Origin of the sequence: Actinomadura fulvescens (assembly GCF_039533225.1) — a bacterium.
GTDB lineage: Bacteria > Actinomycetota > Actinomycetes > Streptosporangiales > Streptosporangiaceae > Spirillospora > Spirillospora fulvescens.
Genome location: NZ_BAAATD010000003.1, coordinates 507,078 through 533,884, shown reverse-complemented (window position 1 = coordinate 533,884; position 26,807 = coordinate 507,078). Strand labels below are relative to the sequence as shown.

The 26,807-nt window shown below is 73.0% G+C and carries 23 protein-coding genes and 2 riboswitches; of the genes, 15 read left to right on the top strand and 8 right to left on the bottom strand.

The window, feature by feature from the left end:
- Positions 1 to 339: 339 nt before the first annotated feature.
- The gene (locus ABD333_RS14540; protein ID WP_344541239.1) at positions 340 to 939 is read left to right on the top strand and encodes a MerR family transcriptional regulator; all 600 of its coding nucleotides are present in this window, start codon (positions 340 to 342) and stop codon (positions 937 to 939) included.
- Here ABD333_RS14540 and ABD333_RS14535 read toward each other — a convergent pair.
- On the bottom strand, positions 936 to 3,410 hold the full coding sequence (locus tag ABD333_RS14535) for a flippase-like domain-containing protein (RefSeq protein WP_344541238.1): 2,475 nt from the start codon (positions 3,408 to 3,410) through the stop codon (positions 936 to 938). The two genes, ABD333_RS14540 and ABD333_RS14535, sit on opposite strands and share 4 nt — an antisense overlap.
- Before the next feature lie 264 nt (positions 3,411 to 3,674).
- A riboswitch (glycine riboswitch) is annotated at positions 3,675 to 3,770 on the top strand.
- A riboswitch (glycine riboswitch) is annotated at positions 3,771 to 3,877 on the top strand.
- A gap of 70 nt (positions 3,878 to 3,947) precedes the next feature.
- Between ABD333_RS14535 and gcvP the strand changes: the two genes are divergently transcribed.
- Together gcvP and ABD333_RS14525 are read left to right on the top strand one after the other, a co-directional pair.
- Complete coding sequence (gcvP, locus tag ABD333_RS14530; protein ID WP_344541237.1) at positions 3,948 to 6,839, top strand: aminomethyl-transferring glycine dehydrogenase; 2,892 nt, start codon at positions 3,948 to 3,950, stop codon at positions 6,837 to 6,839.
- Between the two features lie 113 nt (positions 6,840 to 6,952).
- A complete protein-coding gene (locus tag ABD333_RS14525; protein WP_344541236.1) occupies positions 6,953 to 8,092 on the top strand; it encodes a tetratricopeptide repeat protein in 1,140 nt (379 codons plus the stop codon).
- A gap of 28 nt (positions 8,093 to 8,120) precedes the next feature.
- Here the strand turns inward: ABD333_RS14525 and ABD333_RS14520 are convergent, their stop codons facing one another.
- The gene (locus ABD333_RS14520; protein WP_344541235.1) at positions 8,121 to 8,546 is read right to left on the bottom strand and encodes a PPOX class F420-dependent oxidoreductase; all 426 of its coding nucleotides are present in this window, start codon (positions 8,544 to 8,546) and stop codon (positions 8,121 to 8,123) included.
- 45 nt (positions 8,547 to 8,591) lie between these two features.
- Between ABD333_RS14520 and ABD333_RS14515 the strand changes: the two genes are divergently transcribed.
- Positions 8,592 to 9,230: an alpha/beta hydrolase family protein gene (locus tag ABD333_RS14515; protein ID WP_344541234.1), complete on the top strand. Its 639-nt coding sequence runs from the start codon at positions 8,592 to 8,594 to the stop codon at positions 9,228 to 9,230.
- Between the two features lie 178 nt (positions 9,231 to 9,408).
- On the opposite strand, the gene ABD333_RS14510 is transcribed toward ABD333_RS14515, so the two are convergent.
- Complete coding sequence (locus ABD333_RS14510; RefSeq protein WP_344541572.1) at positions 9,409 to 9,612, bottom strand: DUF5999 family protein; 204 nt, start codon at positions 9,610 to 9,612, stop codon at positions 9,409 to 9,411.
- A gap of 364 nt (positions 9,613 to 9,976) precedes the next feature.
- Between ABD333_RS14510 and ABD333_RS14505 the strand changes: the two genes are divergently transcribed.
- The 3 genes from ABD333_RS14505 to ABD333_RS14495 are packed head-to-tail and all read left to right on the top strand — an operon-like array spanning position 9,977 to position 12,788.
- Entirely contained in the window at positions 9,977 to 10,702 is a 726-nt protein-coding gene (locus ABD333_RS14505; protein ID WP_344541232.1) for a (Fe-S)-binding protein, read from the top strand.
- Positions 10,699 to 12,147 carry an LUD domain-containing protein gene (locus ABD333_RS14500; RefSeq protein ID WP_344541230.1) on the top strand — a complete coding sequence of 483 codons (1,449 nt, stop codon included), beginning with the start codon at positions 10,699 to 10,701 and terminating at the stop codon, positions 12,145 to 12,147. Before ABD333_RS14505 ends, ABD333_RS14500 begins: the two co-directional genes overlap by 4 nt.
- Positions 12,147 to 12,788 (top strand): LutC/YkgG family protein, encoded by a 642-nt coding sequence (locus tag ABD333_RS14495; RefSeq protein WP_344541229.1) that lies wholly within the window; start codon positions 12,147 to 12,149, stop codon positions 12,786 to 12,788. The genes ABD333_RS14500 and ABD333_RS14495 overlap by 1 nt, the downstream gene beginning before the upstream one ends.
- A gap of 11 nt (positions 12,789 to 12,799) precedes the next feature.
- Here the strand turns inward: ABD333_RS14495 and ABD333_RS14490 are convergent, their stop codons facing one another.
- Positions 12,800 to 13,366 carry a TetR/AcrR family transcriptional regulator gene (locus tag ABD333_RS14490; protein ID WP_344541227.1) on the bottom strand — a complete coding sequence of 189 codons (567 nt, stop codon included), beginning with the start codon at positions 13,364 to 13,366 and terminating at the stop codon, positions 12,800 to 12,802.
- Between the two features lie 120 nt (positions 13,367 to 13,486).
- On the opposite strand from ABD333_RS14490, the gene ABD333_RS14485 reads away from it, so the two are divergent.
- Together ABD333_RS14485 and ABD333_RS14480 are read left to right on the top strand one after the other, a co-directional pair.
- Positions 13,487 to 13,918, top strand: coding sequence for a plectin (locus ABD333_RS14485; RefSeq protein ID WP_344541225.1), 432 nt, complete (start codon positions 13,487 to 13,489; stop codon positions 13,916 to 13,918).
- A 202-nt stretch (positions 13,919 to 14,120) separates the two neighbouring features.
- Complete coding sequence (locus ABD333_RS14480; protein WP_344541223.1) at positions 14,121 to 14,834, top strand: maleylpyruvate isomerase N-terminal domain-containing protein; 714 nt, start codon at positions 14,121 to 14,123, stop codon at positions 14,832 to 14,834.
- Between the two features lie 10 nt (positions 14,835 to 14,844).
- Here the strand turns inward: ABD333_RS14480 and ABD333_RS14475 are convergent, their stop codons facing one another.
- The 3 genes from ABD333_RS14475 to ABD333_RS14465 form a co-directional block, all read right to left on the bottom strand.
- Positions 14,845 to 16,227, bottom strand: coding sequence for a nitrate/nitrite transporter (locus tag ABD333_RS14475; RefSeq protein ID WP_344541221.1), 1,383 nt, complete (start codon positions 16,225 to 16,227; stop codon positions 14,845 to 14,847).
- A 153-nt stretch (positions 16,228 to 16,380) separates the two neighbouring features.
- Positions 16,381 to 16,623 carry a hypothetical protein gene (locus tag ABD333_RS14470; protein WP_344541219.1) on the bottom strand — a complete coding sequence of 81 codons (243 nt, stop codon included), beginning with the start codon at positions 16,621 to 16,623 and terminating at the stop codon, positions 16,381 to 16,383.
- Positions 16,624 to 16,688: 65 nt separating this feature from the next.
- A complete protein-coding gene (locus ABD333_RS14465) occupies positions 16,689 to 17,189 on the bottom strand; it encodes an NUDIX domain-containing protein (RefSeq protein ID WP_344541217.1) in 501 nt (166 codons plus the stop codon).
- Between the two features lie 284 nt (positions 17,190 to 17,473).
- On the opposite strand from ABD333_RS14465, the gene ABD333_RS14460 reads away from it, so the two are divergent.
- From ABD333_RS14460 to ABD333_RS14435, 6 genes are all read left to right on the top strand, one after another.
- Complete coding sequence (locus tag ABD333_RS14460; RefSeq protein WP_344541215.1) at positions 17,474 to 19,594, top strand: molybdopterin oxidoreductase family protein; 2,121 nt, start codon at positions 17,474 to 17,476, stop codon at positions 19,592 to 19,594.
- Positions 19,591 to 21,072, top strand: a complete 1,482-nt coding sequence (locus ABD333_RS14455; RefSeq protein ID WP_344541213.1) for an FAD-dependent oxidoreductase — start codon at positions 19,591 to 19,593, stop codon at positions 21,070 to 21,072. Before ABD333_RS14460 ends, ABD333_RS14455 begins: the two co-directional genes overlap by 4 nt.
- A gap of 200 nt (positions 21,073 to 21,272) precedes the next feature.
- Positions 21,273 to 23,828 (top strand): nitrite reductase large subunit NirB, encoded by a 2,556-nt coding sequence (gene nirB, locus ABD333_RS14450; protein WP_344541211.1) that lies wholly within the window; start codon positions 21,273 to 21,275, stop codon positions 23,826 to 23,828.
- Positions 23,825 to 24,289, top strand: a complete 465-nt coding sequence (gene nirD / locus ABD333_RS14445; protein WP_344541209.1) for a nitrite reductase small subunit NirD — start codon at positions 23,825 to 23,827, stop codon at positions 24,287 to 24,289. Before nirB ends, nirD begins: the two co-directional genes overlap by 4 nt.
- Entirely contained in the window at positions 24,273 to 25,463 is a 1,191-nt protein-coding gene (locus tag ABD333_RS14440; RefSeq protein ID WP_344541207.1) for a uroporphyrinogen-III synthase, read from the top strand. The genes nirD and ABD333_RS14440 overlap by 17 nt, the downstream gene beginning before the upstream one ends.
- The gene (locus ABD333_RS14435) at positions 25,456 to 26,199 is read left to right on the top strand and encodes a sirohydrochlorin chelatase (RefSeq protein WP_344541205.1); all 744 of its coding nucleotides are present in this window, start codon (positions 25,456 to 25,458) and stop codon (positions 26,197 to 26,199) included. The genes ABD333_RS14440 and ABD333_RS14435 overlap by 8 nt, the downstream gene beginning before the upstream one ends.
- On the opposite strand, the gene ABD333_RS14430 is transcribed toward ABD333_RS14435, so the two are convergent.
- On the bottom strand, positions 26,196 to 26,780 hold the full coding sequence (locus tag ABD333_RS14430) for a dihydrofolate reductase family protein (RefSeq protein ID WP_344541203.1): 585 nt from the start codon (positions 26,778 to 26,780) through the stop codon (positions 26,196 to 26,198). The two genes, ABD333_RS14435 and ABD333_RS14430, sit on opposite strands and share 4 nt — an antisense overlap.
- Between the last annotated feature and the right edge of the window lie 27 nt (positions 26,781 to 26,807).

Genomic DNA, 26,807 nt, shown 5'->3' with positions numbered 1-26,807 from the left:
TGTGGGGGCTCCGCCCCCACGCCCCCGCCCCTTCCGTGGTGCATGCCCTCAGGGGTTAGGTAAAGGTTTTCGCTCTACAAGATCATGTTCGGGGGCGGGTGGTCGGGGATCGGGGGTGAGGGTGCTGTTTCCGCTGGGTAATCACGTGGGTAGGAGTGCCTGGGGAGTGCGGTGCGTGATTTGCCCACGTGAAGCCGGTTCATCCGGGCATGCGACGCGCCGACGTTGAACGTTGACCACACCCTGACCGGCACCTACCGTGCTGGTGGAACACCCGTGGTGTAATTCGTCAAACCCCCTTGACGGAGCGCGGCGGGCTGATAGAAGCCGGAGGTCCGCGTGGCGGTGAGCAGCGGCGAGGGCAAGGCGACCCCCGACAGGCACATGGCCTCTCAGCGTGCCGGGGAGCAGGGACTGCTGTTCGACACCGAGGTGTCGTCGCCGCCCGAGGATGTCGGCTACCGCGGGCCCACCGCGTGCTCCGCGGCCGGGATCACCTATCGGCAGCTGGACTACTGGGCGCGCACCGGGCTCGTCGAGCCGAGCGTGCGGGCGGCGCACGGGTCGGGCAGCCAGCGGCTCTACAGCTTCCGCGACATCCTGGTCCTCAAGGTGGTCAAACGGCTGCTGGACACGGGTGTGTCGCTGCAGCAGATCCGTACCGCGGTCACGCACCTGCGCGACCGGGGGGTCAACGACCTGGCGCAGATCACGCTCATGAGCGACGGCGTGAGCGTCTACGAGTGCACGTCGCCAGACGAGGTCGTCGATCTGCTCCAAGGGGGGCAGGGCGTCTTCGGCATCGCCCTCGGGCGGGTCTGGCAGGAGGTCGAGGGCAGCCTCGCGGAGCTGCCGGGGGAACGGGCCGCGACCGACGATGACGACGATCACCCGCGCGACGAGCTGGCGCACCGGCGCCGGGTCCGCAAGACAGGTTAGATCGCTTCCTTGCGCTGCAGGTACGCGAACGCGGCCCAGCCCGGGAGCACCGGCAGCCACAGCGTCAGCAGCCGGTAGAGCAGCACGGCCGACGTCGCCGTCTCGGCGCTGAGGCCGGCGAGCGTCAGCGCGAGGGTCAGGGCACCCTCGACGGCGCCCAGGCCGCCCGGGGTGGGCGCGGCGGAGCCGACCGCGTTGGCGGTCAGGAAGACCACGATCACCGTGGTGAGGGGCAGCGCACCGCCGAACGCGCGGATGGAGCTGTCCAGGCAGACGACGAAGGCGGCGCTGAGCAGGACGATGCCGCCCATGCCGGTGATCAGCTTCCTGGGTGACTGGAGCACGTCCATCAGCCGGGGCACGACCCCGGAGAACATGCTCTTCAGCCGGGCCGCGACGAACCGCCGCACCTTCGGGATCGTCAGCGCGATCCCGGCGGTCACGGCGAGCGCCAGCAGGATGATGACGATCGTCCGGGACGGGGCCAGGTCCTTGGTGGCGTTCGTCGTGGAGCCGGTGACGAAGCCGAAGAGGATCAGCAGCAGGATGTGCGTGGCCAGGCCCATCAGCTGCGAGGCGCCGACGCTGGCCACCGCCGGCCCGGGACGCACCCCGGAGCGCTGGAGGTAGCGGGTGTTGAGCGCCACGCCCGCGACGGCGGCCGGCGCCACCAGCTTGACGAACGACGCGGCCAGCTGGACCAGGACCGTGCGCCACAGGGGAAGCCGCTCGGGCACGAAGCCGATGAGCATCCACGCCGCGGCCACGAAGGTGACGGCGGACGCGGCGAGGCCGACCGCGGCCCACCACCACTCGGCCGACGACAGCAGCTGGCCTAGATTGACGCTGCTGAGCTGCGGAACGATGATGTAGGCCGCGAGCGTGAGGGCCACGATGCTGACGATCGTGCGCGGGCGGAACCGCTCCAGCCGGATCGGCGGGGCCTCGCCCTCGGGCTTCAGGCGCAGGATCTGGTCGCGGATGCGGGTCAGCAGGTCCTTGTCGTGCCGCAGCGCCGCCCGGGTGGCGCGGGTGAGGGCGACCCGCTGGAGCATCGGCACGACTCCGGCCAGCGTGCCGTCGCCGATGACGGGCGAGGCGGTCGCGACCGCCCGTTCGGGCCCGACGCGCAGCGCGAGCGTGGTCAGGAGCTGGGCGAGGTCGAGGCGCAGCGCCAGGTCACCGGCGGCGATCTCGCCGACGCGCAGGTGGATCAGGTGGGCCCGGCCCTCGGTGACCTGGATGGCCTCGCCCTCCAGGCGCCGGTGGGCGAGGCGCCCGGCCTGGAGGCGCTGGAACTGGCGCCAGATGTCGACGAGGAGCTCGTCGGTGATCTCGTCGTCCGCGAGCCTGTCGAGGGTGGGGCCCGAGACGTGCTCGTAGGCGAGCAGGGCGGCCTCGGTGCCCACCTCGGAGGTCCCGAGCAGGCGGGGCGTCCGGGCGTCCGCCGAGTGGACCGCGTAGGCCATGAGGGCCTCCTGCTCCAGCGATCGGCGCAGCGACCGCAGGGCCCGCCGGGGCGTCGCCGCGCGGAGCCGGACCAGGCGCCACACCCGGTAGAAGAGCCCGGCGGTCTGCTGATCACGGTCCAGGACGACGACCCGCAGCTGCCAGTCGCCGTGGGGAAGGCGCCGGCCGGTGCCCTGCTCGACCGCCACGTCGTAGGCGCGGGGCTCGTCCGCCGGAGTGGGGACGCGGCGGGCGTGAACCGGCCGGTAGCCCAGTTTCGCCAGGGCGTTCATGACGGCGGTGCCGGACGGGCGCGGATTGGGCGTGCCGACGGCGTACAGCGTGCCGTGGCCGATGGCCCGCCCGAGGAAGTAGGTGGCCGCCAGCGCCGCCACCGAGGCGTACGAGGCGGTCAGGCCGGTCAGCGCCGCCAGTCCGATCATGGTCCAGACGGCGGCCTGCCAGCGTGCCCGGCCGGCCATCCCCACCGCCGTGACGAACGCGATGACCGGTGTGATGTCGGTGTGCACGGGCGCGGTCTTGCTGTCGCCCCAGATGAGGGAGTCCAGCACGCCGCCGGGTGCGACGGGGACCACCCAGTCGTCCAGGACGATGGTGAGCACGAACGCGATCACCGCGGCCAGCAGCGCGATCGCGACCCGTACCCCGTCCTTGCGGAACAGCCGCTCGATCGCGAACGCCACCGGCACGGCCAGCACGCCGAAGCTGGAGATCAGCGTGGCCATGGTCAGCAGGAACCGGGGGGCGCGCTCGGTGCTCCCCTTGATGTCGCTCTGCAGGCCGGTCGCGGTGCCCTGGGCGATCGAGACCAGCAGCAGGACCGCGGCGAGACCGGCGACGGCGGCCACGAACCGGAGGGCGTCGCCCGGGCGGCGGATGCGCTCGGGCTGGGCGGGCTCGTCGACGGGCACGGCGACGGCGGCGCCGGGCCTGCGCTCGGGCGCCTCGCTCGGGGCCTCGGAGGCGCCCTTTCGCGTGCCGTGCGTCACGCCCTGTGTCATGCCGCACCACCGTCCGGAACCATCACTGTGATCAGCGTCCCAGACCCGGCGCCACCTCGTCGAGCGGGGTGGGCCATCCCGCCCCGTGCGGTCTCACCCGACTCACCTGTTCGTCTCGCTCCCCGGCCCGCGGCCGGTCCGCGGCTCTGTGAGCTGTGCATATCGTACGCGTCCGGCCGGTAACGCCGATCATGGGCCCGCGCCCGCGGGCCGTGTCGATCGTTTCGGTCGTCTTTGGATAGAGTTCCCTTCAGGACATGCCGTCGACCCTGTGCGGGAGAGACTCCACGCCGCCAGCGTGGAGCGCCGAAGGGGCAACCCTCCCCGGAACCTCTCAGGCAAAAGGACCGCTGGGCGAGGCACCTCTGGAAAGCAGGCGTCCATCCCTCGGCGGAGGGTTGGATCCTCACCGAAGGGGAAACCCCGCTCCGCGGGTGAAGCTCTCAGGTGCCCATGACAGAGGGGGAGACCGGCCATCGGCCCAGCGGGGCCGACGGCGGCCCTGAGCGACCGCAGCAGCCCAGGAGGGTTTCCCCAATGACCGCCCAGTACTTCGCCCCGGTGGCGTCGCCGCAGCACCCACGGTCCACGTTCGCCGACCGGCACATCGGGCCGTCTCCCGACGACCAGTCCCGGATGCTGGCGGCCATCGGCTATTCGAGCGCCGAGGCGCTGATCGGCGACGCGGTGCCCGGCGCGATCCGGACCGACCGGCCGCTGGACCTGCCGCCGGCGCTGAGCGAGCCGCAGGCCATCGCGCGGCTGCGCGAGTTCGCCGCCAGGAACACCGTCGTGCGCTCCATGATCGGCCTTGGCTACCACGGCACGCACACGCCGGGTGTCATCCTGCGCAACGTCCTGGAGAACCCCGGCTGGTACACCGCCTACACCCCGTACCAGCCCGAGATCTCCCAGGGCCGGCTGGAGGCGCTGCTCAACTTCCAGACCGTGGTGAGCGACCTGACCGGGCTGCCGGTCGCGAACGCCTCGCTGCTGGACGAGGGGACCGCCGCGGCCGAGGCGATGGCGCTCGCGCACCGGGTGTCCAAGCGCAAGGACCCGGGCGCGTTCCTGGTCGACGCCGACGCGCTGCCGCAGACGATCGAGGTCATCCGGACGCGCGCCGTCCCGCTCGGCATCGAGGTCGTCACCGCCGACCTGTCCGGCGGCCTGCCCGACGGCGACTTCTTCGGCGTGCTCCTGCAGTACCCGGGCGCCTCCGGCGCGGTGCGCGACCTGGAGCCCGTCACCGCCGCCGCGCACGAGCGCGGCGCCCAGGTGGTCGTCGCCGCCGATCTGCTCGCGCTGACCCTCCTGCGGCCGCCCGGCGAGTCAGGCGCCGACATCGTCGTCGGCTCGTCGCAGCGTTTCGGCGTGCCCTACGGCTTCGGCGGCCCGCACGCGGGCTACATGGCCGTCCGCGAGGGCATCCAGCGGCAGCTGCCGGGCCGCCTGGTCGGCGTGTCCGTCGACGCCGACGGCGCCACCGCCTACCGGCTGGCGCTGCAGACCCGCGAGCAGCACATCCGGCGCGAGAAGGCCACCAGCAACATCTGCACCGCGCAGGTGCTGCTCGCCGTCATGGCGAGCATGTACGCCGTCTACCACGGCCCCGAGGGCCTGGCCGCGATCGCCGAGCGCACCCACGGGCACGCCGCCGCGATCGCGGAGGGGCTCCGCCGGGCGGGCGCCGAGGTCGTCCACGCCTCTTTCTTCGACACCGTCCTCGTGCGGGTGCCCGGACGCGCCCGCGAGATCCTCGCCAAGGCCCTGGAGAACGGCCGCAACCTGCGTTTCGTGGACGACGACCATCTCGCGATCGCGTGCGACGAGACCACCGGCGCCGACGACGTGGCCGCGGTGCTCGCCGCGTTCGGGCCGGCCGGGCCGGCGCCGGAGCCCGCCGCGCAGGCGATTCCCGAGGTGCTGCGCCGCGAGAGCCCCTACCTCACCCACCCGGTGTTCCACGCGCACCGCTCCGAGACCGCCATGCTGCGCTACCTGCGCAAGCTGCAGGACCGCGACATCGCGCTGGACCGGTCGATGATCCCGCTCGGCTCCTGCACGATGAAGCTGAACGCCACCACCGAGATGGAGCCGATCACCTGGCCGGAGTTCGCGGACATCCACCCGTTCGCGCCCGTCGAGCAGGTCCAGGGCTACCTGGAGCTGATCGGCGAGCTGGAGACCTGGCTCGCCGAGCTCACCGGCTACGCGAAGGTGTCGGTCCAGCCCAACGCCGGTTCGCAGGGCGAGCTGGCCGGGCTCCTGGCCATCCGCGGCTACCACGCCTCCCGCGGCGACCAGGACCGGACGATCTGCCTGATCCCGTCCTCGGCGCACGGCACCAACGCCGCCAGCGCCGTCATGGCGGGCATGAAGGTCGTCGTGGTCAAGTGCGACGAGCGGGGCAACATCGATCTGGACGACCTGCACGCCAAGATCGACAAGCACCGCGCGCAGCTGTCCGCGATCATGGTGACGTACCCGTCCACGCACGGCGTGTTCGAGGAGACCATCACCGACGTGTGCAAGTCGGTGCACGACGCGGGCGGACAGGTCTACGTCGACGGCGCCAACCTCAACGCGCTGGTGGGCCTGGCCCGGCCGGGCGAGTTCGGCTCCGACGTCTCGCACCTCAACCTGCACAAGACGTTCTGCATCCCGCACGGCGGCGGCGGTCCCGGCGTCGGCCCGGTCGGCGTGCGCGAGCACCTGGCGCCGTTCCTGCCGAGCCATCCGCTGCGCGCGGAGGCGGGCCCGGCCGCGGAGCCGGACGGGGCCGGCGTCGGGCCGATCTCGGCGGCGCCGTGGGGCTCGGCGGGCATCCTGCCGATCTCGTGGGCCTACATCGCGATGATGGGCCCTGACGGCCTGCGCGAGGCCACCGAGAGCGCCATCCTCGGCGCCAACTACCTGGCCGCGCGGCTCGCCCCGCACTACCCGGTCCTCTACACCGGCCGGGGCGGCCTGGTCGCGCACGAGTGCATCGCCGACCTCCGCAAGATCACCAAGGACACCGGGATCACCGCCGAGGACGTCGCCAAGCGGCTGATCGACTACGGCTTCCACGCGCCGACCCTGTCGTTCCCGGTGGCCGGCACGCTGATGATCGAGCCGACCGAGAGCGAGGACCTCGCCGAGCTCGACCGGTTCGCCGACGCCATGATCGAGATCAGGCGGGAGATCGAGCGGGTCGCGGACGGCACGTACGACCGCGACGACAACCCGCTGAAGAACGCCCCGCACACCGCGGCCACCCTGGTCACCGAGGACTGGAAGCACTCCTACACCCGTGAGGAGGCCGCCTATCCGGTGCCGGCGCTGCGCGAGGACAAGTACTGGCCGCCGGTGCGCCGCATCGACCAGGCGTACGGCGACCGCAACCTCGTCTGCTCCTGCCCGCCGCCGGAGGCGTTCGAGGACTGAGCGCGCCGCGCGGGGTCCGAGATCGATCTTGGCCGGATCGGGTGTCGTCCCGGGACGCCGAAGGCCGCTCTCGGTAGGCTCTGGGCACCATCCAGACCCCAGAAGGCTGCCGCATGAGCAAGACGCCCGACGACCCGGCCCGGCTGTGCGAGGAGGCCCGGCGGCTCGCCGAGAACGGTGAGGCCGACCGGGCCGCCCGGCTTTTCCGGGAGGTGCTCGCGCTGGGCGACACGCCGGAGCGGGCGCGGGCCGCGCTCGGCCTGGCGGTCGTCCTCGACGACTCCGGCGACGTGACGGGGGCGCGCGAGGCCGACCGGATCGCCGTCTCCACCGCCGACCCCGAGTACGGGCCGCGGGCCGCCTACCACCTGGCGCTCACCCACGAACGCGCCGGCGAGCACCGGGAGGCGGGCCTGGCCTGGCAGGCCGTGGTCGACTTCGGCAACCCCGCCTACCTGCCGCCGGCCCTCCTGGCGCTCGGCCGGCTGGCCGACGACGCGGGCGACTTCGAGACCGCGCGCGGGCACTGGGAGGAGGCGATCGCGACCGGGGACGCCGAGTACGGCCCGGTGGCGGCCCACGACCTCGCCCAGCGGCTGCTCGAACGCGGCGAACCGGCACGCGCCCAGCGCGTCCTCACCGCGGGCCTCAGGGTCATCGACCGCGAGTCCGCGCCGTACGCCCACGCGCGGCTGGCGGTGGCCCTCGGCATCTCCTGTCTCGACCAGGCCATCGGCGCGTTCGGCGCGGCCCTCGGCGACGAGGAGGCCGCCGCCGACCCGGAGGTCGGGCCGCTCGCCACCGAACTGCTGGCGCGCACGCTGCCGCTGCGCGGGCGCGGCGACGAGGCGCGCGAGGTGTGGCGCCGCGGCCTGTCCGACCCGGGCGTGGCGGGCCAGGTGCGGGCCCGGCTCCGCCGCGACTTCGGCGGCGACGACGAGGACGCCGACCCCGCGGACCTGTGGTGGGAGCCGGTGGTCGAGTCGGCGGTGTCGGACGGTTCGCTCCCCGCGGTGGCGGGCGAGGCGTTCGGGGCGCTCGATCACATGTACGCGCTGCTGGCCGTCCGGTACGCGGGCGGCCCGGGGGCCGATCCCGCGCCCGCCGAGACCCACGACCTGCTGGGCAGGGCCATCAGGGTGCCGAGCGACTACCTCTGGGGCCCGCTGCTGCACGAGAGCTTCGCCGAGCGGCTGCGGCTGGCGACGGGCACGCCCGCCCGGCCGCTGCCGCCCGGCTGGCCCGACGCCTGACCGGACGGTCCGGCGAGCCCGGGCGGGTTCAGGAGGCGACGTCGCGTTCGGCGACGACCTTGTCGATCCGCACGCGCACGAGGTACTCGCCGGGCACCGCGTTGCGCTCGCCGAACTCCTTGCCCCGCTTCTCGCCCATGTAACGGGCGCCGATGGCGGTCGCCCAGGCGCGCATCTCGTCGAGGTCCTCCGACAGGGCCGCCTCCCCCTTGACGATGACGAAGGAGTACGGCGGCTCCTGGTCGTCCACGCAGATCGCGATCCGCGGGTCGCGCCGCAGGATGCGGCCCTTGAGGCTGTCCTTGCCCGTGTTGAACACCAGATCGGGCCCGTCCAGCACGAACCAGACGGGCGTCACGTGCGGAGCCCCGTCCTTACGGGTCAGGGCGACCTTCCCGGTACGGGTGCCCTCCGACACGAACGCGCGCCACTCACTGTCTGTCATCTGTGTCATGAGGCGATTCTGCCGTACCGGGACGTGGCGGCTACGGTGGGTCACATGGAGATCGAGACCGCCCACGGCCTGGCGCGGGTCGCCCTGGACGAGGTGGACGACCCGTCGTTCCTGCTGGCGCTGACCCACGGGTCGAACGGGGGAGTGGACGCCGCCGATCTGCTGGCCGTCCGGGAGGTGGCGCTCGGCCTCGGCGGCGCGGTCGCGCGGGTGCTCCAGCCGTTCCGGGCGGCCGGGCGGCGTGCCCCGGGCCCGGCGGTGAAGCAGGACGAGGCGTGGCTGGAGATCATCAAGGTCCTGCGGGACCGCTGCGGCGCCGTGCCGCTCGTCCAGGGCGGCCGCAGCAACGGGGCACGGGTGGCGTGCCGCACCGCCCGGGCGGCGGGGGCGGCCGGGGTGATCGCGCTGGCCTTCCCGCTGCACCCGCCGCGCACTCCGGAGCGGTCGCGGGCCGACGAGCTGCGTTCGGCGGGGGTCGAGGTGCTCGTGGTGAACGGCGACCGTGACCCGTTCGGCGTGCCCGACCCGGCGGACGCGGCCGAGGTGGTCGTGCTGGCGGGCGAGCGGCACGATCTCACGAAGGATCCGGCGGCGGTGGGCGCCGCCGTCGAGCCGTGGCTGCGCCGCTGGAGCGGCGCCGTCCGGCAGGGCCGGGCGGCCCTGGCGCAGGAGTGCACCGGCTGACGGCCAAGCGAAAGACGCCCGCACGAAGCGGGCGTCGACGGTGCTGTGGTGGGTTGTGGGTGGTGCCGTGCGAGTCGTGCTCCTCTGGGCCTGCGGGAAGGCCCAGAGGTCTCGGGCGAGTGAGCGTGCCCCCGAGGATGATCACCCGTTCGGACTAGTCCCCCGTGTGGAGAACAGGTCAGGCGGCTGACGGAGCGATCAGGTCCGTCGGCCGGTGCGGTGCGATGACTTCCCCGTCGGGCAGCAGCTCACCGGTGTCCTCGAAGAGCACCACGCCGTTGCACAGCAGGCTCCACCCCTGCTCGGGGTGGTGCACGACCGTGCGGGCGGCGTCGCGGTTCGGTCCGTCAGGAGAGGGACAGGGTGGCTGGTGCGGGCACATCGGCGTGCCTCCGGTCTTCAACTTCGGTGCGGTTTGTTGTCGTCTTTATGACGTTCCCCAGTGTGATGCGGTTCGCATCGTCGCGGCCATAGCCCGTTGGGACGGTTGTGACTTGGTACCGCGGTACCGGATGGATGTGACCCGTCTCACCCTGAGGTGCCACTCACAATGTTCCCCTTGATCGATAACGGGCGAAGAACGACACGCCGTCCACCGGACAAACGATTCACCCCGGTTCGCGGTGTGACCTCGGCGCGCCGCGATCCGTCCGAGTGGGTCGGAATGTTCGGCCTGTCCGCGGTGCCCGGTGCTCCTACGATGGCTCCCTGGGGGCGGGGAGGCACAGGGGGAGAGTGAGGGCGCGATGCGCGTGCGGCTGTTCGTCGCCTGTTTCAACGACGCGCTGTTCCCGGGCACCGGACGGGCGGTGACGACCGTGCTCGAACGATTGGGGCACGAGGTGGTGTTCCCGCCCGACCAGACCTGTTGTGGCCAGATGCACTGGACCACCGGCTACCACCGGGAGGCCGCCGACCTGGCCCGCCGGTTCGCCGGGGTCTTCGGCGCCGACGTCGTGGTGACGCCCTCCGCGTCCTGCGCCGCCACCGTGCGCGACGCCTATCCGCGCATCGCCCGCGGCGCCGGCGACACGGCGCTGGCAAAGGCGGTCGAAGAGCTCGCGGTCTACGAGCTCTCCGAGTTCCTGGTCGACGTTCTCGGCGTCACCGACGTGGGCGCGTACTTCCCGCACCGCGTCACCTACCACCCCACCTGTCAGTCGATGCGCGCCCTGCGGGTCGGTGACCGGCCGGTGCGGCTGCTGCGCGCGGTCAAGGGCCTGGAGCTGGCCGAGCTTCCGGCCGCCGAGGAGTGCTGCGGCTTCGGCGGCGCGTTCGCGATGAAGAACGCCGACCTCTCGGTGGCGATGGTGGCCGACAAGGTCCGGCACATCCGCGCCGCCGCCGCCGACGTCGTCTGCGCGGTCGACAACTCCTGCCTCACCCACATCGGCGGCGCGCTGACGAGGCTGCGGAGCGGCGTCCGGGTCATGCACCTCGCGGAGATCCTCGCGGGCACGGAGGCACGATGACGCCCGTGCCGCTCGGCATGCCCAAGTTCGCGGCCGGCGCCCGCGCCGCGCTGGCCGACACCGGGCAGCGCCGCAACCTCGGCGCGGCCACCGGAGCTCTCCGGGCGCGGGCCGCGGCGGCCACCGGCGAGGCCGCCGACTGGGAGGAGCTGCGGGAGGCGGGACGGGCGATCAGGGACCGGACGCTCCTCGACCTCGGCACCCAGTTGGAGGAGCTCGAACGCGCCGTCACCGAGGCGGGCGGCACGGTGCACTGGGCGGCCGACGCCGCCGAGGCGCGGAGCGTCATCGACGGCCTCGTCCGAGCGACCGGTGAGACCGGCGCCATCACCGCCGCATCCGCGATCACACGGGAGATCGGCTTGGCCGAGGCCCTCGCGAAGGCCGGAGTCACCGCGTACGAGACGGACCTGGGCGAGCTGATCGTCGGCCTGGGAGGAGAGGACGCGACGCACCTGCTGGCGCCGTCCGCGCATCGCAACCGCGCACAGGTCCGCGAGCTGTTCCTGAACGGGCTGCCCGGCGCCGGGCCTGACCTGGACGACGACCCGGCCGCGCTGGCTGCGATGGCACGGTCCCATCTGCGCGACCGGCTCCTCGCCTGCGGAGTCGCGATCTGCGGCGCCGACTTCGCGGTGGCCGAGACTGGCACCCTCGCCGCTCTGGAGCAGGACGGCGGTTGTCGCCTGGCCCTGGCGCTCGCCGAGACGCTGATCTGCGTCGCCGGGATCGAGTCCGTGGTGCCCACGTGGGAGGACATGGAAGTCCTCCTGCAACTGGTGCCGCGCGCGTCGGGCGGCGGGCGGATGAGCCCGTCGGTCTCGACCTGGACCGGCGTCACTGCCGGTGACGGGCCGCGGCGGCTCCACCTGGTCCTGCTGGACAACGGGCGCACCAGGGCGCTGGCGGACGAGGTGGGCCGCACGGCACTGCGCTGCGTCCGCTGCTCGGCCTGCCTCAACGTCTGCCCGGTCTACGAGCGCACCGGCGGCGGACCCTACGGCCCGGTGCTGCCGGGGCCGATCGGGGCGATCCTCACCCCTCAGCTGCGCGGTGTGGAGGGCGCGTTCGAGGCATCGCTGCCGTACGCGTCCACGCTGTGCGGCGCGTGCGCGGACGTCTGCCCCGTGCTGATCGACATCCCGGACGTGCTGGTCCGGCTGCGCGGCCAGGTGGTCGAGTCGCGGCGGCGACGGCCGGTGCCGACGCCGGAGATGCTCCTGATGCGCACCGTCGCGTGGACGATGGGGGAGCGGCGCCGGTACGAGACGTCACTGCAGCGGGGCACGCGCTGGGCGCGGCTGCTGTCGCGCGGCGGCCGGATCCGGAGGCTGCCCGGCCTGCTCGGCAAATGGACCGACGCCCGCGACCTGCCCGCGCCGCCCGCCGAGAGCTTCCGCTCCTGGTGGCGGTCACGGCGGCCGGGCAGCGCGGGGGAACGCTGATGGGATCCCGGGAGGAGATTCTCGCCCGCGTCCGCGACGCCCTCGGCACCGCGAGCGGCACGCCGGTGGAGGTGCCGCGGGATTACCGCCGGCGGCTCGGCGCCGAGGAGGCGGCGAGCCGGGCCGATGTCATCGCGCTGTTCACCGAGCGGCTCGCCGACCAGCGGGCGACCGTGCGGCACGTGGGCGCCGACGAGCTCGGCACCACGATCGCCGCCGCGCTGTGGGGCCGGGAGGCCAAGCAGATCGTCGTTCCGGCGGATCTGCCCTACGGCTGGCTGGCGGAGCTGGACGGGGTGCGCGCCCTGGCGGACTCGCAGGTCACCGACGTCGCGACCCTGCGGGCGGTGGACGCCTCGGTCACCGGCTGCGCCGTGGCCGTCGCGCGGACGGGGACGATCGTCCTGGACGGCGGGCGGGCGCAGGGCAGGCGGGCGCTGTCGCTCGTGCCGGACCACCACCTGTGCGTGGTCCACGCCGACCAGATCGTCGGGACCGTTCCGGAGGCGGTCGCCCGTCTCGACCCGTACCGGCCGCTCACCTGGATCACCGGCCCGTCGGTGACCACGGCCGTCGAGCTGGCGCGGGTGCCGGGCGGGCACGGCCCCCGCGGCCTCGAAGTGATCGTGGTGGAGGACTGACCGCCGCCGGGTCAGGGCGAGACGGCGCCGAGGACGAGGTCGAGCCCGCCGTCGAAGCGGGCGTCCCAGTCGACGGTCTCGCCGGTGCCGTCCGGCGTGCCGCGCACCTCCAGCGCCGTGTGCCCGATGACGTACCCGAGCAGGGTGTGCGCGGCCACGGCGGCGGTCGCCTCGGGGATGCCGCCCTGCCGCAGCACCTCCTGGAGCGAGGCCGTGGTGGTGGTGAGGGCGGCCGGGTTGCGGCTGGTGACCAGCAGCGGCAGGACCCCGGCGTGGCCGAGGAGCCGCGCCCGGTAGTCGCGGGCCCACCTGCGCAGGGCCTCGCGCCAGTCCGCCGCTCCGTGCGTGACGGCCGGGGAGATGGCGACGTGGGCGACGAGCCCGTCCAGCAGCTGTTCCTTGCCGCGGGGGAGGTGGTGGTAGATCGCCATCGCCTCCACCTCCAGGGCGTCGCCGAGGCGCCGCATCGTGAGGCGGCCGAGCCCCTGGCCGTCCACGATCTGCAGCGCGGCCTCGATGATGCGCTCGATGCTGAGCGGCGCACGGTTCTGGGCGTTGATCGCCGGCTGTCGGACCATGGGGAGAACCTTACTGCGTAAAGGGCACACGTTGGGTGACCTGCGCCACGACACGCCGACGCCGGGGCGTACGCTTACCCGGAGCTGGATCTAGAAAGCCGCGATTGCAAGGAGTCACCCATGCCGCTGGGCCGCCGTGTCAGCAAGGACGTCATCGAGACCTACGAGGCCGACCAGCGGCTCGCCGACGCCTACAAGGACCGGCTGCGGGCCGCCGCCGAGGCGGAGGAGGCGCTGCGCGCCGCCCAGTCCGGCGGGCGCGCCGGCGACCGCGTCGGCGACGACGCCCTGCGCGAGCTCGCCGTCGCCTTCGACATGGCGCTGACCGAGGTGCTGCTGGCCGCCGAGGCCGCCGAGCGCGTCGCCTCCGGGCCGAAGACCTACGCCGCGCCGTCGGCGGACGCCAAGACCCGGCGCGCCGCGGAGATCGCGCGCCGCCAGGCCAAGGCGCGCCCGGCCGTCAAGCCGTGGACCGACGAGGTCGACCGTATCCGCACCACGCGGGAGCAGCACCGGATGACCTTCCGCGAACGGCCCGCGGCCGCCGTCTGACCGGCCGCCCGCGTCGCGACTTCGCGACACAGCAGCCGACCCGAGTGGCACCGGCCGCCGAGTTCTGAGAATCTACCCTCTCGGGGATCGCCGGGGGCTCCCTGCGCCGGCGGCCGGGGGAGGACCGCGCCGGCGTGGCGGAAACGCCCGGCGTCAGGGGCCACACGAACGTCACGGTGCTCTTAACGCGGGGGGAAATCACGTGGAGCGCACGCCGCCTGATCGGCATCGCGTACTCGAGTCCTACCAGGACGGGGTGCACGCGATCCGGGCGCTGGCGGCCCAGGTCGGCGACTGGAACGTGCCGACCCCCTGCACGGAGTGGCTGGCCGCCGACCTGGCCGGTCATCTGCGCTGTGTCGCGGAGAACTTCCTGGAGTACCTCCAGGACTCGCCCGACAGCCGGCTGGCCAAGCTGTTCGCCCAGGACGCCGCCTCCGCCGTCCTGATCCGCCAGCAGGCCCGGCAGAACGCGACCGAGCTCGCCGTCCTGCCGCCCGAGCCCGCGCCGTCGCGCATCATGGCGTTCACCGTGTCGGCCGGCGCCTACGCCGACCTGATGCCGGAGATGTGGGACCGCACCCACCTGATCTATCGCGGCACCAAGTACACCGTCGGCGACCACGCGGGCGCCGCCTGCGTGGAATGGCACCTGCACGCCTGGGACCTCGCCCGGGCGATCGGGACCGACTACCGCCCCCGTGACCCCGAGCTGCTCGTCTCGGCGTGGCACTGGGGCGTCCCGCACCTGCCGCTGGGCCCGGGCGACGCCTGGGAGGCGGTGCTGTGCTCCTCGGGCCGGTCACCCGGCTGGCCGGCGGAGCAGGCCCCTGCCCAGGGACCCGCGGCCCGCGGCGGCGGCGCCGGCCGCCGCCCCCGGACACCGCCGGGGGCGCGGTCGGCGCGCCTGACGTGACCGGGCCGGATCAGACTCCGGCCAGCTTCCTGGCGTGCGTGCGGATGTAGACCAGGTAGGTCAGTGCGAAGCACAGGGCGTAGAAGGCGATGAAGGCGATGTAGGCGCCGTCGCCGGTCCCGTAGGTGAGGAACGACTGCCGGAAGGCGACGTTGACCAGCACGCCTCCGAACGCGCCGACCGCGCCCGCGATCCCGATCAGGGCGGCCGCGAGCCTGCGGGACTCGACCTCGGCGGCGGCCGGGTCGCCGCCGTTGGCGACGCCCAGCTCCGCCTTCGCCCGGAAGATCGCCGGGATCATCTTGTAGGTCGAGCCGTTGCCGAGGCCGCTGAAGACGAACAGCAGGATGAAGCCGGTGAGGAACAGCGCCAGCGACTTCTGCTGCGAGGCCACCAGCACCACGGACGCGGCGATGGCCATCGCGACGAAGTTCCAGAACGTCACCTTGGCGCCGCCCAGCTTGTCGGCCAGCGCGCCGCCGAAGGGCCGGATCAGCGAGCCGAGCAGCGGCCCGAGGAACGTCAGGTAGGCGGCGTCGATCGGCGTCGGGAAGTCGGCCTTGAACTGCACCTGCAGCACCTGGCCGAACGCGAAGCCGAAGCCGATGAACGAGCCGAAGGAGCCGATGTAGAGCACCGAGACGACCCAGGTGTGCGGGTCCCTGCTCACGTCGCGCATCCCGCGCTTGTCGTTGCGGGCGTGCGCCAGGTTGTCCATGTAGAGCGCCGAGCCGAGGACGGCCAGCACGATGAGCGGGATGTAGATCCCGGCCACCAGGCCCGGGTGGTCCCTGCCCGCGGTGGCCAGCACGAGCAGCCCCACCAGCTGCACCGCGGCGACGCCGATGTTGCCGCCGCCCGCGTTGATGCCGAGCGCCCAGCCTTTGAGGCGCTGCGGGTAGAAGGCGTTGATGTTGGCCATCGACGAGGCGAAGTTGCCGCCTCCGACGCCGGCGATCGCGGCCAGGATCACCAGCGTCGAGTACGACACGCCCGGCTCGATGAGGAACGCCGCCAGCACCGAGGGCACCAGCAGCAGCCCGGCGCTGAAGATCGTCCAGTTGCGCCCGCCGAACTTGGCGACGGCGAACGTGTAGGGAATCCGCAGCACGGCGCCGAACAGCGCCGGAACGGCGGTGAGCGTGAACTTGCCGGCCGGGTCGATGCCGTAGGCCGGGCCCAGGAACAACACCAGCACCGACCACAACGTCCACACCGAGAACCCGATGTGCTCGGAGAAGATCGAGAAGATCAGGTTGCGGCGGGCGACCTTGGCGCCGCCGTTCGCCCAGAAGTCAGGGTCCTCCGGCCGCCAGTCGTCGATCCAGTGACCCTTGATACTGGCCAGTGGCCGCCCGCGGCCTTTCCGTGTGACATCGGTCGTGACGGTCATCGGGACTCCTCGTCGGTCGCTTTGGCGTGGCCGACGCTAGGAGTCGCGAGTTTCGCCGGTGTGTTTCACGTAATGCGGCAGTGATAACTCCGCTGCACCGCGTCCGACACGAGATGTGAGGCCCGCGGGCCGGGCCTCCAGGTCAGCGCCCGGTCACACGTGATCCACGAGCGCCTCGGCCCGGCGCGGGTCGGCGGTGCGGGCGCAGTGCGCGCAGCAGTACCAGTGCTGGTCGACCTCCACCCCGTGGCCGACGATCCGGCACTCGCAGTGCTCGCAGATCGGCGCCATCCGGCTGATCGCGCACTCGAACGAGTCGAAGGTGTGCACCGCGCCCTGCGCGTGCACCTCGAAGCTCATCGCGTACTCGTTGCCGCAGACCTCACAGGCTGCCATCGACGGTCCCCCGTTCCTCTCACCCGTCACGTTCGGTACGCGATCTACCCATCCCGGGCCGGGTTCTATCCCTCCCGGTCACCCAGGGTGACGAACGAGGGTTCGCGGCCGTCCTCCAGATACACCGCCCGGCGTTCGGCCAGGCCGCGCAGGCTCGGCTCCATGCGGCGGGCGATGTGCGGCGGGGCGAGCTCGGGGACCTTCTCGACGGCCACGAGGACGTGGTCGGAGAGCTCGTCGGCCGGCAGCCGGATGGCGGCGGCCTGCTCGGCCGTGACGATCCCGGCGAACACGAAGACGTTGACCGCGTCGATGCCGCCGCGGGGCGAGCCCCAGTCCACGCAGACCAGCCCGTCCAGGCGGGGAACGAACCCGAGCTCCTCCCGGCACTCCCGCACGCACGCGGTCAGCGGCGATTCGCCCTCCTCGATGACCCCGCCGGGCAGGAACCATCCCTCCTTGTAGGTGGGCTTCACCAGCAGGACCCGCCCGAGGTCGTCGAGCAGGAGGGCCGCGGCGGCTCCGCGGGTGCGGGGGAGTGAGGCATAGTAAGCAAGGTCGGGCATAGTCCGAGGTTAGGCGCCCCGGCCAGGACCGCGAGGCCCCGTCCGGGCACCGGGACCGCTTCCGCAAGCGAGATCGGAGAGGCACCGCCAATCCGTTCGGGATGCGGCCGGGCGGCGCCGAATGGGCCCTGGTGGCGGCCGACAACGCTCGACACGTGATCGCCTGCGCGGTGCCGCTGACCGTACCGGTCTGACCTTGGAGAACGGAACCGCGTGAGCGGCATTTAACATCCGGGTCACAAGAGGGACGCAACCGTGAAATGCCTCCCGAACAGTCTCAGGGCATGACCGAGACCCCGACGCACTGTCCCTACTGCGCCTTGCAGTGCGGCATGACCCTGGGCGGCAGCCCCGTCCGGGTCACGCCGCGCGAGGACGTGCCGGCCAATCGAGGGGGCCTCTGCCAGAAGGGCTGGACCTCGGCGGAGATGCTGACGGTCCCGGACCGGCTGACCGCCCCGCTGATGCGCGCGCGGCGCGGCGCGCCGCTGGAGCCGTGCGGCTGGGACGAGGCCCTCGACCGGATCGCCGCCGAGACCGGGCGGCTGCGGGCGGCGCACGGCGACGACGCCATCGCGGTCTTCGGCGGCGGGGGTCTGACCAACGAGAAGGCTTACCAGCTCGGCAAGTTCGCCCGGATCGCGCTGGGCACCTCTCAGATCGACTACAACGGCCGGTTCTGCATGTCGTCGGCCGCCGCGGCCACCAACCGGGCGTTCGGCATGGACCGCGGACTGCCGGGCCCGATCACCGACCTGGGCCGGGCCGACACGATCCTGGTCGTGGGCGGCAACGTCGCCGAGACCATGCCGCCGTTCATGCGCCACCTGACCGAGATGCAGGACCGCGGCGGCGCGCTGATCGTGGTCGATCCGCGCCGTACCGCCACGGCCCGCCAGGCGGGCCTGCACCTGCAGCCGACGCCCGGCACCGACCTGGCGCTGGCCAACGGGCTGCTGCATCTGGCCCTCGCTGAAGGGCTGGTGGACGAGGAGTACGTCGCGGCCCGCACGAACGGTTTCGAGGCCGTGCGGACGGTGGTCAACGGCTACTGGCCCGACCGCGTGGAGCGCATCACCGGGGTACCGGTGCCGCACATGCGGGAGGCGGTGCGGCTGCTGGCCAGGGGCGGGCGATCCCTCATCCTCACCGCACGCGGCGCCGAACAGCACGCCCGGGGCACCGACATGGTGACCGCGTTCATCAACCTGGCGCTGGCGCTCGGCCTGCCCGGCCGCGAGGGCGCCGGTTACGGGTGCCTCACCGGGCAGGGCAACGGCCAGGGTGGCCGTGAGCACGGCCAGAAGGCCGACCAGCTGCCCGGCTACCGCAAGATCGACGACCCGGCGGCGCGCGAGCACGTCGCCGGGGTCTGGGGTGTGGACCCCGAAAGCCTGCCGGGCCCGGGGCGTTCGGCGTACGAGCTGCTGTCGGCGCTCGGCACCGCCGGCGGGCCGAAGGCGATGCTGGTGTTCGGCTCCAACCCGGTGGTGTCGGCGCCGCGCGCCTCCGCCGTGGAGGAACGGCTCGACGCACTGGAGTTGCTGGTCGTCGCGGACTTCGTGCTGTCGGAGACGGCACTTCGCGCCGACATCGTGCTGCCCAGCGCGCAGTGGGCCGAGGAGTCGGGCACGATGACCAACCTGGAGGGCCGGGTGCTGCGCCGCCGCCGGGCCGTGCGGCCGCCCGCCGGGGTCCGGACCGATCTGGAGATCATCGCCGCGCTCGCCGACCGGCTGGACGCGCCCGGCAAGTGGAGCTGCGAGCCCGCCGAGGTGTTCGACGAGCTGCGCGCGGCGAGCGCGGGCGGCCTGGCCGACTACTCCGGCATCACCTACGAGCGGATCGAGGCGGAGGGCGGCGTGTTCTGGCCCTGCCCCGGCGAGGACCATCCCGGGACGCCCCGGCCGTTCCTGGACCGGTTCGCCACCCCCGACGGGCGGGCGCGGTTCACCCCGGTCGAGCACCACGGCCCGGCCGAGGACGTGGACGAGGAGTACCCGGTCTACCTCACCACGGGCCGCGTCCTCGCGCAGTACCAGAGCGGCGCGCAGACCCGGCGGGTACGGCCGCTCGTCGAGGCCGCCCCCGAGGCTTTCGTGGAGCTGCACCCCGACCTGGCCGAACGGCTGGGCATCGACGAGGGGGCCGGGGTCCGGGTGGCCAGCCGGCGGGGCACGGCGACCGTCCGGGCGCGGCTCACCGACGCCATCAGGTCCGACACGGTGTTCATCCCCTTCCACTGGGCGGGCGGGCAACGGGCGAACCTGCTCACCAACCCGGCACTCGACCCCCTGTCGCGCATGCCGGAGTTCAAGGTGTGCGCCGTACGGCTCGAACCGGCCGGACCGCCCGACGCCACTGAGACCGCCGTCACTGGAACATCGAACGGAGCGAAGCTGTGAGCATCGTCGTCATCGGCAACGGGATGGCCGGATCGCGGTTCGTCACCGAGGTGCGGGCCCGGGACCGGGAGACGCCGCTGACGGTGTTCGGTGCCGAACGCCAGCAGCCCTACAACCGCGTCCTGCTGTCGAACGTGCTCGCCGGGGTGGCGGGACCGGACCAGATCGGCCTGGTGGACCCCGCCTGGTACGGGCGCAACGACGTCGACGCGCGGCTCGGCGTCGAGGTCGTCCGCATCGACCGCGCCGCCAGGCGGGTGCACGCCTCCGACGGCAGCGTCACCCCGTACGAGACGCTCGTCATCGCCACGGGCAGCACGTCGTTCGTGCCGCCGATCCCGGGGACGGAGGACGGGCTGCCGCCGGGCGCGGTCGCCTTCCGCACCCTGGACGACTGCAGCGCGATCCTCGACGCCGCGGCGTCCGCCCGGACGGCGGTGGTGGTCGGCGGCGGCCTGCTGGGCATCGAGGCCGCCCGCGGGCTCGCCGGGCGCGGACTGGAGGTGACGGTGGTCCATCTCGCCGGTCACCTCATGGAACGCCAGCTCGACCCCGGGGCCGGCAAGGTGCTGGCGCGGACCCTTGGCCGCCTGGGTATCCGCGCTCTCCTGGACGCCAACGTGACCGGGCTGCGCATGGGCGCCCGCGCCGGCGCGCCTGGCGCCGGCACGGCCGCCGGCGGCACGCGGGTCACAGGGGTCGAGCTGGCCTCCGGCGACGTGGTGGAGGGCGACCTGGTGGTCATGGCGTGCGGGGTCAAGCCCGAGGTCGGCCTCGCCCGCGCCGCCGGGCTGGAGATCGACCGCGGTGTCGTGGTGGACGAGACGCTGACCTCGGTGACCGATCCGGCCGTCCGGGCGATCGGGGAGTGCTCGCAGTACGGCGACGTGGTCTACGGACTGGTCGCGCCGGCGTGGGAACAGGCGACGGTGCTGGCCGACGTGCTCACCGGCGCGGACGCCGGGGCGCGGTTCACCGGCGCGCGGCAGATCACCCGGCTCAAGGCCGCCAGCGTGGAGCTGGCGGCGATGGGGGAGACCCATCACGGCGACGACGACCCCGACGTCGAGATCATGCAGTTCGCCGACGCCAGCCGCGGCACGTACAAGAAGGTCGTGATCAGGAACGACCGGGTGATCGGGGCGATCCTGCTCGGCGAGACGAGCACGGCGGGCACGCTCACCCAGTTGTACGACCGGGCGGCGCCGCTGCCCGCCGACCGGCTCAGCCTGTTCTTCCCGGGGACGGGCGGCGCGCAGGCCGCCGATTCGCCGGTGCGCATGCCGGACGCGGCGACGGTCTGTCACTGCAACAACGTTTCCAAGGGGCAAATACGTGCGTGCTGGGAGAAAGGTGCGCGTTCGGCGATAGAAGTCGCCGCCGAGACGCGGGCTAGCACCGGCTGCGGCGGATGCCGTGACGCTCTGGAGGGCATAGTGGCCTGGCTGGACGAGCAGGAGTCGGCGCCCGTCGGGTGAGCCCCGGAGTCAGTTCCGCAGTTACGTCCACCGAACCCCGTCGCGAGAGCGGCGGGGTTTGTGCTTTGCGAAAGAACTCGCGAAATATCCGGGTCCGTGATTGGGGGATGACCACGATTCGATTTCACCGTGAGCGTCTTTTAACACGCCGGTGACAAAGGGGACGCAGCCGCGAAACCGCTCCTGCTGAGGATCGGCGCATGGGCGATGGAGGAGACGAGCGGATGAGGTTGGTCGTCGTCGGGCACGGCCCGACCGGGCACCGGCTGGTGGAGGCACTGCGTGAGCGCGACACCGCGGGCGTCTGGCGGGTCACGGTGGTCGGTGAGGAGATCAGGCCCGCCTACGACCGGGTGGCGCTGACCTCCTACCTGACGGAGGACGCGGAGCTGGCCTATCCGGCGCACGACGCGGACGTGGAGCTGCTGACCGGCGACCCGGTGGTGGCCATCGACCGGGACGCGCGGACGGTCCGGACCCGGCAGGGCCGGGAGCTCGGCTACGACGCGCTGGTGCTGGCGACGGGCTCGGCGCCGTTCGTGCCGCCCGTGGAGGGCAAGGACCTGCCGGGCGTCTTCGTCTACCGCACGATCGACGACCTGGAGGCGCTCCGGTCACACTGCGTCAACCTTACAACGTCAAGCCCCGGGGCAGGTGGCGTCGTCGTCGGCGGAGGGCTCCTCGGCCTCGAAGCCGCCCGCGCCATGCAGGGCCTCGGTGTCGACACGCACGTGGTCGAGGTCGCGCCGTGGCTGATGCCGCGGCAGCTCGACGAGGGCGGCGGCGCGATGTTGCGCCGCCACATCGAGAACCTCGACATGAAGGTGCACGCGGGCACGCCGATGGCGGGCCTGGAGGCCGGCGCCGACGGCGCCGTGGCGCGGGTCGCGCTCGCGGACGGCTCGGCCATCGACGCCGGGGTCGTGGTCTTCTCGGCCGGCATCCGGCCGCGCGACGAGCTGGCCCGCGGCTGCGGCCTGCCCGTGGGCGAACGCGGCGGGATCGTGGTGGACGAGGCCTGCCGCACCGCGGACCCCGCCATCTACGCGGTGGGGGAGTGCGCGCTGGTCGGCGGCCAGGTGTACGGGCTGGTCGCGCCCTGCTTCAGCATGGCCGAGGTGGTCGCCGACCAGCTCCTGGCCGCCGTCGCGGGCGACACGAGCCCCGCGTGCTTCACCGGCGCCGACCTGTCGACGAAGCTGAAGCTGATGGGCGTGGACGTCGCCAGCTTCGGCGACCCGTTCGCCGGGCCGGACCAGGGCGCGCTGGACGTCACCTACACCGACCCGGTGGCGGGGATCTACAAGAGGCTCGTGGTCAGCGACGACGCGCGGACGCTGCTGGGCGGCGTCCTGGTCGGTGACGCCGAGTCCTACCCGACGCTGCGGGCGTACATCGGCGCGAAGCTGCCCGGCACCCCCGAGCAGGCGCTGTTCGGCGGCACCGAGGCGGCGGGGGGCGAGCTGCCCGGCGCCACCGTCATCTGCAGCTGCAACAACGTCGACGCCGAGCACATCCGCTGCGCCATCCGGGACGAGGGCCTCACCGACGTCGGCGGGGTCAAGGGCTGCACGCGCGCCGGAACGAGCTGCGGCAGCTGCGTGCCGCTGGTGAAGAAGATCCTCGACGCCGAGCTGACGGCGGCCGGCATCGAGGTCAGCCGGGCGCTGTGCGAGCACTTCGACTACAGCCGCGCCGAGCTGTTCGACATCGTGCGGGTCCGCGGGATCACCACGTTCACGCGGCTCATCGGCGAGCACGGCCGGGGCGGGCGGGGCTGCGACATCTGCAAGCCGGTGGTGGCCTCGATCCTGGCGAGTCTCGGCAACGGCCACATCCTCGAAGGCGAGCAGGCCGCGCTGCAGGACACCAACGACCACTTCCTGGCCAACATGCAGAAGAACGGCACCTACTCGGTCGTGCCGCGCATCCCCGGCGGTGAGATCACGCCGGACAAGCTGATCGTCATCGGCGAGGTCGCACGCGACTTCGGCCTCTACACCAAGATCACCGGCGGGCAGCGGATCGATCTGTTCGGCGCCCGTGTCGAGCAGCTGCCGCTGATCTGGAAGCGGCTGGTGGACGCCGGGTTCGAGTCGGGCCACGCCTACGGCAAGGCCCTGCGCACGGTGAAGTCGTGCGTCGGCTCGACCTGGTGCCGCTACGGGGTGCAGGACTCGGTGGCGATGGCGATCCTGCTGGAGCTGCGCTACCGCGGTCTGCGCGCCCCCCACAAGCTCAAGTCGGCCGTGTCGGGGTGCGCCCGGGAATGCGCCGAGGCGCAGAGCAAGGACTTCGGCGTCATCGCCACCGAGAAGGGCTGGAACCTGTACGTGGCGGGGAACGGCGGTATGCGGCCCCGGCACGCCGACCTGTTCGCGACCGATCTGGACGACGAGACCCTCGTCCGCTACATCGACCGGTTCCTGATGTTCTACATCCGCACCGCCGACCGGCTGCAGCGCACCGCGAGCTGGCTGGAGGGCCTGGAGGGCGGGCTCGACTACCTGCGCGAGGTGGTCATCGAGGACCGCCTGGGCATCTGCGCCGAGCTGGACGCGGCGATGGACCGGCACGTCGGCGCCTACGCCGACGAGTGGCGCGCCGCCATCGAGGACCCCGACAAGCTGAGCCGCTTCGTCTCGTTCGTCAACGCCCCCGGCACGCCCGACCCGAGCATCGTCTTCGAGCACGAACGCGATCAGATCAAGCCGGTCCTGGTGACCGGTCCACGCCTGGAGGTGGCCGCCCGATGACCACGACACCCGACCTGACGATCAGCAGAACCGCCGTGCCCCCCGCCGCCGCGCCGCCCGCCGCCGGCCGCTGGGCGGACGTCTGCTCCTACCGCGACCTGATCCCCGAACGCGGTGTCTGCGCGATGGTCGACGGCGTCCAGGTGGCGATCTTCCGGACGTTCGAGGGCGAGCTGTTCGCGGTGTCGAACTTCGACCCGTTCAGCAACGCCTACGTGATCTCCCGCGGCATCCTCGGCAGCCGCGGCGGCGCTCCGACCGTCGCGTCCCCGATGTTCAAGGACGTCTTCGACCTGCGGACCGGCGTCTGCCTGGCCGACCCGGAGGTGGCGCTGCCCACCTTCCCGATCCGCCGTGCGGCGGGTGACCGTGTGGAGGTGGCAGTCGCCTATGAACACCGGGGCATCGATGAACACCGAGGGTCCGACGAGCAACGAGGGTCCGATGAGCACCGGGAATGAGCCGCTGGCCGGCTTCGCGGTCGGCGTGACCGCCGACCGCCGGCACGAGGAGCTGGCCACCCTGCTGGAGCGGCGCGGGGCCCGGGTCGTGCACGCGCCGGCGATCCGGCTCATCCCGCTGTCGGACGACGCCGACCTGCTGCACGCCACCGGGGACTGCATCGAACGCCCCCTCGACCATGTGGTCGTCACGACCGGGATCGGCTTCCGGGCCTGGCTGGAGACCGCCGACGGCTGGGGCCTGCGCGACGCGCTCATCGAACGGCTGTCACGGGTGGACCTGCTGGCGCGCGGGCCCAAGGCGCGCGGCGCGATCCGTTCGGCCGGGCTCCAGGAGGCGTGGTCGCCGGAGTCGGAGAGCTGCGCCGAGGTGCTCAAGCACCTGCTGGAGAAGGACCTGAACGGCACGCGGATCGCCGTGCAGCTGTACGGCGAGCAGCTTCCCGAGTTCACCGGCGCGTTGCGGGCGGCCGGGGCGGAGGTGATCGAGATCCCGGTGTACCGGTGGTCGCGCACCGACGACCCCACCCCGCTGCGGCGGCTGGTCGGGCAGGCGGTGACGGGGACGGTGGACGCGATCACGTTCACCAGTTCCCCGGCGGTCGCCGCGACGCTCGCGGTCGCCGCCGAGGACGGCCTGGAGGAGCCGCTGCTGGAGGCGTTGCGGACGCACGTGGTGGCGGCCTGCGTGGGGCCGGTGACGGCGCAGCGGCTGACCGAGAAGGGCGTTCCGACCGTGCAGCCCGAGCGTGCCCGGATCGGGGCGCTGGTGCGGGCGCTGGTCTCCGACCTGCCGCAGCGGCGGGCGCGCCGGCTTGAGGTGCGCGGGCTGTCGCTGGAGCTGCGCGGCCACGCCGTGGTGCTCGACGGGCAGCTGAAGCCGATCGCGCCGGCCCCGATGGCGATCCTGCGGGCGCTGGCGCGGCGTCCGGGGCACGTGGTGTCGCGCGCCGAGCTGTGCGGGGTGCTGCCCAGCCGGCTGATGGTGGGCGGGACGCCGTGGGGCCGCGACGGGCGGCCCCAGGCCGACGAGCACGCGGTGGAGATGGCGGTGGCGCGGCTGCGGCGAGGGCTGGGCCGGTCCGGGATCGTCGAGACCGTCGTGAAGCGCGGTTACCGGCTCGCCTGCGACCCGCGCCTGATCGACCCCGTCCGAGCGGAGATGAGTGGCTGACCTGATGGACCTACAACCGACGTTGCTGGCCGTGGCGCACGGGACCCGCGATCCGGCGGGCCCCGCCACGGTACGGGCGCTGCTCGACCGGGTACGGGCGCTGCGGCCGTGGCTGCGGGTCGCCGAGGCGTACGCGGAGATCGCCGAGCCGTCGCTGGAGACCGCGGTGCGCGGCCTCGACGGGCCGGTGGTCGCGGTGCCGCTGCTGCTCGCCCGGGGCTACCACGCGCTGATCGACATCCCGGGGCGGGCCGAGCGGCTGCACCCGGGCCTGGTGACGTCGCGTCCGCTCGGGCCGGACGGCATGCTCACCACCGCCATGATCGACCGGTTGGCGGCGGGCCTGGCCGGCGGGGAGCCGCTGCGGCGCACCGACGCGGTCGTGCTGGGCGCGGCCGGGTCGTCCGACCCGGCGGGCGTCGCCGACGTGCGGGCGGCGGCGCGGATGCTGTCGCGGCGGCTGGGCCGGCCCGTGCCGTACGGTTTCGTCGCGGCGGAGGGCCCGGTACTGGCCGAAGTGGTGGAGCGGCGCCGCCGCGCCGGGGCGGGCCGGGTGCTGGTGGCCTCGTACCTGCTCGCGCCCGGGTTGTTCCATCGCCGCATCGAGGCGGCGGGCGCCGATGCCGTCAGCGCGCCGATCGGGGCCCACGACGCGGTGGCGCGGCTGGTGCTGCGCCGGTTCGAAGAGGCCCGTCAGCGGCTCGGTGGCGTGGTGCCCGCCGCGCGGCTGTCCTAGGCCGTCCCGGTCTCGGCCGTCCCGGTCTCGGCCGTCTCGGGCTCGGCGGGCGCGTAGACCGAGTGCAGGACGCCGGTCTGGAAGACCTTGTTGCTGAGCAGGCGCAGCCGGTGCGTGGGCGTGTCCTCGAAGAGCCGCCGGCCGTGGCCGACGGCGATCGGGTGGACCAGCAGGTGCAGCTCGTCGAGCAGCCCGTTGGCGAGCAGCCAGCGGACGAGGGTGGCGCTGCCGGACATGGTGATGGCGCCCTCGTTCCGCTCCTTGAGCTCGCGGAGCCGGGCGGCGACGTCACCCGAGATGATGGTGGTGTTGTTCCAGGTGGCCTTGTCGAGGGAGCTGGACACCACGTACTTCGGGTGGTCGTTGATGAACGAGGCGAACGGCTCGTCGGCGCTCTGCCGCGGCCAGTAGTCCGCCCACTCGTCGTAGAGCCTGCGGCCCATCAGGAACGCCGTGGAGGTCTCCATGCCGGCGCCGACCGCGGCGCCCATCTCGTCGTTGAAGTAGGGGAAGTGCCACTGGTCGGGCGATTCGACGACGCCGTCCAGCGAGATGAAGAAGTTAGAAACGATCTTGCCCATGGGGGTGCCATCCCGTCCTCGGAACGA